Origin of the sequence: Photorhabdus kayaii (genome assembly GCF_025384895.1) — a bacterium.
In the GTDB taxonomy this organism is placed as follows: Bacteria; Pseudomonadota; Gammaproteobacteria; order Enterobacterales; family Enterobacteriaceae; genus Photorhabdus; species Photorhabdus kayaii.
Genome location: NZ_JAJAFZ010000061.1, coordinates 21541 through 27979 on the forward strand (window position 1 = coordinate 21541; position 6439 = coordinate 27979).

At 39.0% G+C, this 6439-nt stretch carries 6 protein-coding genes and 1 pseudogene; 3 read left to right on the forward strand and 4 right to left on the reverse strand.

What is annotated here, in order from left to right; genetic code table 11:
* Positions 1–167 precede the first annotated feature (167 nt).
* A complete protein-coding gene (gene zur / locus LGZ98_RS18495; protein WP_113043544.1) occupies positions 168–680 on the reverse strand; it encodes a zinc uptake transcriptional repressor Zur in 513 nt (170 codons plus the stop codon).
* Between the two features lie 219 nt (positions 681–899).
* Between zur and LGZ98_RS18500 the strand changes: the two genes are divergently transcribed.
* Complete coding sequence (locus LGZ98_RS18500; RefSeq protein ID WP_262978385.1) at positions 900–2042, forward strand: DUF1266 domain-containing protein; 1143 nt, start codon at positions 900–902, stop codon at positions 2040–2042.
* A 202-nt stretch (positions 2043–2244) separates the two neighbouring features.
* On the opposite strand, the gene LGZ98_RS18505 is transcribed toward LGZ98_RS18500, so the two are convergent.
* The gene (locus LGZ98_RS18505; RefSeq protein WP_228902088.1) at positions 2245–3435 is read right to left on the reverse strand and encodes a lactate oxidase; all 1191 of its coding nucleotides are present in this window, start codon (positions 3433–3435) and stop codon (positions 2245–2247) included.
* A gap of 500 nt (positions 3436–3935) precedes the next feature.
* On the opposite strand from LGZ98_RS18505, the gene LGZ98_RS18510 reads away from it, so the two are divergent.
* Positions 3936–4772 (forward strand): gp53-like domain-containing protein, encoded by an 837-nt coding sequence (locus LGZ98_RS18510; RefSeq protein WP_113043547.1) that lies wholly within the window; start codon positions 3936–3938, stop codon positions 4770–4772.
* 2 nt (positions 4773–4774) lie between these two features.
* Positions 4775–5200, forward strand: coding sequence for a tail fiber assembly protein (locus tag LGZ98_RS18515; protein WP_262978382.1), 426 nt, complete (start codon positions 4775–4777; stop codon positions 5198–5200).
* 180 nt (positions 5201–5380) lie between these two features.
* Here LGZ98_RS18515 and LGZ98_RS18520 read toward each other — a convergent pair whose 3' ends face one another.
* Positions 5381–5536: a helix-turn-helix domain-containing protein gene (locus LGZ98_RS18520; protein WP_228902091.1), complete on the reverse strand. Its 156-nt coding sequence runs from the start codon at positions 5534–5536 to the stop codon at positions 5381–5383.
* Position 5537: 1 nt separating this feature from the next.
* Positions 5538–5991 (reverse strand): annotated as a pseudogene (locus tag LGZ98_RS24330) (type II toxin-antitoxin system RelE/ParE family toxin).
* Between the last annotated feature and the right edge of the window lie 448 nt (positions 5992–6439).

The window sequence follows — 6439 nt, forward strand, 5'->3', positions numbered from 1 at the left end:
TTCAGTCTGACTCTGTACCAAAAGTAAGTATCTACTTACTATACCTCATGAATTTCAAGATGCTTCGCGATGGCAAGGGAGCGAATCCCCGGGAGCATAGCGAACGATGTGACCGGGGTGAGTGAGTGCAGCCAACAAAGAGGCAACTTGAAAGATGACGGGTATATCTATTTCTTTTTACTTCCTTCAATTCTGTGGTCATGCTGGCACTCATCTCGTTTAATACAGGATTCGATCTCTTCACAAGGTGAACATAAGCCATGCGCTTCGATGATGGTATGGCGTAAACTGAACCCGGCTGTTTTTGCTAACTGTTGGATGGCGGATTCAACGGTTCCACCATCTCGCTCTGTAACAGAACCACAACGGTCACAAATAAACATTGCTGAAGTGTGGCTTGGCTGTTCAATATGGTGACATAGGACATAACTGTTGGTGGATTCTATTTTATGAATAAACCCCTGTTCCAACAGAAATTCCAGTGCCCGATATATGGTAGGTGGTTTGGCCTGTGGTTCTGCTTCCCGTAGCAAATCCAGTAAATCATAAGCACTGATTGCCCCGGGTTGCTCTGAAATGAGACGCAGAACCTCAAGCCGCTGCGGAGTAAAGCGGACTCCACGAGCCTGGCAAATAACTTCGGCCTGTTCCAGTAACTTTTTTTGATTAATCAATTTCATTACGCCTCTTACAACCAGTACGATGATAATATTGTAATGTTATCATGTTTCTTCAATAGAAAATATTATCCAGAAAAGTTCATTGTGATTGTCCCCTGATGGAGTTAATTTGGCTAAATTGGTACTCAGTAGCAAAAATAATGTTTTCTTGAAGTTTATGATAATACAGACAAGAATTATCGTATATGACAGATAATTTTCGGAAAGGAAGCATTTGTGATGAAAGAGCTTTTACAAAATCAGCCTCATTATAGACAGTTCCCCGTTAAAGGCTATCAGGTAATGAAGCATATTATCTCTGAAAAAAGAAAGTTGCCTTTTCTAAGTGCATTATATACGTTGATTAATATTTTATTTGTAATTGCAGTATGTTTGGGTATTGTATTATCTGTAGCAATTGTTTTATTTATAATAGGTAATGTATCTGTCCCTGATACGGACTATTTACTTCTGGCACAAGTAGGCGGTATAGCATTATTTGGCGTAATGTTACTCTCGGTTATTATTTATCGTATTGTTAAGCGCCCAGAATGGGAACAACGGCGTTATTATCAACAAGCAGGTTTATCTCTTTTACCAGAAGATAAGCGTCAGGTATTACGACTAAATATTGTTAGTGACTATTGGCTAGGTTTTTGGAGTGAAACTCTAGAGCATTATCCTCTACAGTCACGGGTTGCCCATGATAGCTATCGTTACTGTCTGCTTCCATTATCTCCGACTCAGGAACATCAATCCCAATTATACAGCGACTGGGGAATTCTTGATGAAGAAGGGTATATGAAAATGCTAACAGGTTTGTGGGAGGGGGTACATTCAAAACATTTTGCTATTGATGCTGCTCTTAGTGATGGGAAAATGTTTAAAGTGCTTGCCAAATTAGTTGAAGTAACACCTGACTATATTCATAAATGTGCCAAACCTATTAATGAACGCCCTCCAGCATTAGTGTGGGGATTTGATTTGTGGCTTGCAATTGTTTTAAGTCGTAACTGTTTTTGTGCCAGTTATATCAGTGAAGAAGTCGCATGGAAAAATATGCTGAAAACCGCTGATTATATTTATGAAATCTTCGGTAGTTTTGATGAGTTTTATACAAACTTTCGGCTAGGCAATGCTTACTGGAGTAATGATTTTGATCGGTCTAAAGAGCGGCTGGAACAATTTAATTATTATAAGTCACATTGCGACTGGCCAATTGCTAGTTTGCCGTGGCCTGAACCAAAAGGCGTTATTATGGAAAGGCAGATGATGACAGGTTTTTCTGCATTAGTAGAAGATGTTTTACGCAGTAACATGGAAGAACAACAAAGTTATGAATTTGATATTACTGAGCTGCCAGCGTCTCGTGTACTCCATTAATATTTACATGAAACATTTCCCCTTGAAGAACATTTCAAGGGGAAGCCGATAATTAATAATAGGAAATAATGGTGTAAAGTGAGAGAACGGATTTTTTCATTATGGTATCTATTATTTCTAAAGGTAACATAATTTACCCCGTTTCCTGAAATCACCTGTTTCAAATGAAACGGGGCCAATATTTGCTTTATTAGTTAATGGGTTAAATCAAACTAATAAATTTTCTCTCTATATCCTTAATGGCTGCACATCCTGCCAGCTTCATGCTAAGTTTCAGCTCATCCTTCAGCAGGTTTAAAATGGAAGTTACGCCTGGCGCTCCACCCAATGCCAGCGCATACAAAATGGGCCTACCGATAGCGACAGCTTTGGCACCCAATGCGAGCGCTTTAAACACATGGGTACCACGGCGGATGCCTCCGTCTAGATAGACTGGAATTTTAGATCCAACAGCTTCAATAATGTGCGGTAATGAAGCAATTGCTGCCGGGACAGTATCCAACTGCCGGCCACCGTGATTAGAAACTTGAATCGCTGCGGCACCGTGATTAATACACTCTTTAGCATTTTCGGCAGATTGAATGCCTTTCACGATGATTGGAAGACCTGATTCTTTGGCGAGGAATTCGAGGTCATTAAAATCAAGATCCCGTTTAAATAGCGTTGTAATCTCTGATAAGGTTGCTCCTGCGGGAACGCCTGGAATATTAGGAAATGGTAATGAATGTGGGAAGACAAATTTATTACGTTTATCGGTTTCTCTATTACCACTCCACTCTAAATCGACCGTAAAGACGATTGCGGTTGCCCCCATCGCTTTGGCTCGGCGTATCATTTCGCGGGTAATGCCCATATCTTTGGTAAAATAAATTTGGAACCATTTGGGGCCATTACTCACTTTCGCTATCTCTTCAAGAGGTGAATTAGATAGAGTTTGTGCAGTAAACAGGGTACCGGCAGCGGCAGCGCCTCTCGCTGTTCCCAATTCAGCGGTAGTATGAGATAGCCCATGTGCTGCCATTGGGGGAATGAAAATAGGCATATCCACTTTACTGCCGAGCAATTCGGTTGTTGTGTCAGGCTCTTTTACTCCTGCGAGATAGCGGGGAATAATTTGGAAATCGTCAAAGGCTCTGGTGTTTTCACGTAGAGTCCATTCATCACCTGAACCGCTGCTGATATAGCCAAATTGGGGGGCTGGAATCAATTTACGCGCTTCTTCTTCCAAGTCATAAAGATTAATAATATCAAGGGATTTTTCTGCACTATTTGTTTTATAGGCTCTTGTCGGTTTTATGTTAGCAGTTGCGGCGTTGGCTGAGGATGCAGCGGATAGTGTACTGGCAGCAGCAAGACTTAATCCTCCAACTATGACGTCTCTTCTTGATGGCATATAATTTTCCCTTACTTAGTAGGTTTAATAAGTATTGACAATAGAGTTTGTCCACATATTAAGAATAGACCTATTCTGAATAATTCAAGCTAATAAATCCTCAATAATGTTTTTATAAGCTGATCGATCCTATTGGAACTGTCGGTTTTTTGTTGTGAGAGGAGCATCACAAAACTCAGATTAAAACATGGTGGCTTATTTTCTCTGCTTACCTGAATTTTTGGGGAATGGTTCAAATAGAGGGACTTTCGGATGCTGAATGTAAATGAATAGTTTAGGTATAAATTTGGCTTCAGGTATTGATCTATTAACGGCATCAACTATAAGAAAATAATTAATTTCTCTAAGTTATAAAAATATTTCATCATTCTTTATCAGAAAAAGGCTATTATTGAAAAGCGATCTAAAAATTATATACGATGATCAAGTAGATATTTTGATTTTCATTAATTCAAAGTTTTATTTAATGAAAAAATAAGTTTTTTCCTTAAGGAGAACTCATGAGTAATAAAAATGACTTTAAAGCTTTTTCTATTAGTCAGGATGCTAATGTTGTTTCTCAAGGAGAATATGAAGAAAGTCAGGAATTGAATACGGGAATTCCCCCTAATATTATTTCCATTGGTTTATTAAATAAGGTTTTGCGTCAGTCGTCAACGATATCATCGGTGGTGGCTAATTTTATCTCTACACAATGTAGTGATGATGTTTTGGATGATGGCGATATAGACAAGCTCACCACCCAATTAAATATCGCTTTAGAGCAAAAAGCTTTAACCGAGATTCCAAGTGCTTCATTAACACAAAAAGGTGTTATTCAACTTACAGATGTACTTGGTGATAGTAATACTCTGGCAGTCACACAAAAGCTTGTCCAGGACATGATAACTTCGTTAAGTGAAAGTATTAATAGCAGAGTGCCTAATATCCGGCAGGTGAATGGTAAGGAGTTGTCTGCGGATATTGATCTGGATGCCGTGGATATCGGGGTATACACAAAAGAAGAAGTAGACAATGAAGTTAATGCCAAAGGTAATAGGAATAGTGCCAGTAAAGCGATTAATGGTTGGTGGAGATGTGGAGATACAGGCGTTATCTATCAATGGGGGCGTACTAAGGTCATTGATGCTGGCTATATAGAACGTATTCAATTACCAATTAGTTTTTCCAATACGCATTACGCCGTCAATATTAATGCTATTCAAAGTAAAATGGGTTTTATGGGGGCATCTGTTGGCTATGTAAATGTAATTGATAATTCATCTTTCGATTTATTAAATTCTTGGGTAAATGCCAAATGGGATAGCCCATTCTTTTGGATAGCGATAGGATATTAATTATGTATTATTACAGTGCAAAAACAAATGCTTTCTATCCGGTAGAATTGAAACAAAATTATATTGCTGCTGGTTCACTGCCGGATGATATTATAGAAGTCAGTAATGATATTTATCAGGAATATGCTGCTAATAATGCGCCAGAAGGAAAACACCGTGTAGCAAATAAAAACGGTTTGCCGGAATGGGCAGATATTCCTCCGCCAACGAAAGATGAATTACGGCAATATGCTGAACTCCAAAAACAACAACTCATCGCTGAGGCAACAAATCAAATTTCACCATTGCAAGATGCTGTTGATTTAGGTATTGCGACTGAGGAAGAGGAAATAGCTTTATTGGCATGGAAAGAATATAGGGTAATACTGAATCGGATAGATGTTTCACAGGCAATGGATATTGATTGGCCGGAAAAACCAGAGGGATAAATAAACGCAATTTTTCAATCTACTCTCCCCAAAAAATTGACTTGTTTGATTTTTTGGGGATATCCGATTTTAAACTTAATTCTTAATTCTTAATTCTTAATTCTTAATTCTTAATTCTTAATTCTTAATTCTTAATTGTTGATTATCTTTTGTAAACAGAGTTGTTGACAGGAGCCGGGTTTAAGTATTTCTACGGCAGGTAAAAAATAGCACAGAAGATTGGGCTATTGTGAAAGTTGTATCAAGAAAAAGTGCTTTGACTTGCATTTCTTCGGCATCTGCCGTACCAAGATCGGCATAAATGTTACCGCTGCTGACTTCGATATTGTGGTTCATATTATGTTCCTCTGGCATGGTTTTCTGCGATTTTCAATCGTTCACGAATTTTATCCGTATCTGGCTTAGGTGTTGCTATCCCTGTCGATGATTTCTTCTGAAATACATGCAGAACATAGATAGCAGTTATACCGCCCGGTAGGTGTCACCAATGTATACCCGTTATCTTTCAAGTTGCCTCTTTGTTGGCTGTACTCGTTCACCCCGGTCACATAGTTACCTATGCTCCCGGGGATTCACTCCCTTGCCGTCGCGATGCATCTTGAAATCCATAGGGTATAGTCTTCTACGACTTCTAATACACCGGCACCACCAAATCCTTTCAATGGCTTGGCCTGCGAATGTTTTCCTCCAGTCTGTGCAACATGTAGGGCATAACCAAAAATGTCTTGAACATCATCGGGAAGCGACTGGAGGTCTTTTTTACTACTACCAACCCAATAAAGAGGTTTCATTACGCGAGATTCTGTGCATTGATTTATACCTATATGGATATGAACTAATATAGATAGAAGGACAATGTGTAGTCAAATTGAGGGAGAAAATAGGAACAATCAGGTAACCTCGGAAGTCTTGGCGCAAGTATGAAGACTTTGGAACGTTATGCAGTAGCGTGTGGCGCGGTTATTAACTTACGTTCAATATCAGTAAAAGGAATGGGACTTTGGTCCCGTTTATCCCTTAAAGCCGAAATAATTATACTAAAGTAGTAAACGTACTCTGGGTGGGCTTTCCCCAAAAGATTCTTGATAGCAAATTGTACGGTTCTATCTTAAATCACCTGCGATACTTCTTACGTCAATTGTCAACGATACCTAATAGTGTCATCAGTACGGGGACGTTTCTCTATGTTATAGTAGGCCATAATTTAATATCATTCTCTGCTTTATATCCCTCTATTTA

What these genes read in the sequence shown, in the direction of transcription:
- zur (WP_113043544.1), bottom strand. Translation starts at nt 680, where the DNA reads ATGAAATTGATTAATCAAAAAAAGTTACTGGAACAGGCCGAAGTTATT.
- LGZ98_RS18500 (WP_262978385.1), top strand. Translation starts at nt 900, where the DNA reads ATGAAAGAGCTTTTACAAAATCAGCCTCATTATAGACAGTTCCCCGTT.
- LGZ98_RS18505 (WP_228902088.1), bottom strand. Translation starts at nt 3,435, where the DNA reads ATGCCATCAAGAAGAGACGTCATAGTTGGAGGATTAAGTCTTGCTGCT.
- LGZ98_RS18510 (WP_113043547.1), top strand. Translation starts at nt 3,936, where the DNA reads ATGAGTAATAAAAATGACTTTAAAGCTTTTTCTATTAGTCAGGATGCT.
- LGZ98_RS18515 (WP_262978382.1), top strand. Translation starts at nt 4,775, where the DNA reads ATGTATTATTACAGTGCAAAAACAAATGCTTTCTATCCGGTAGAATTG.
- LGZ98_RS18520 (WP_228902091.1), bottom strand. Translation starts at nt 5,536, where the DNA reads ATGAACCACAATATCGAAGTCAGCAGCGGTAACATTTATGCCGATCTT.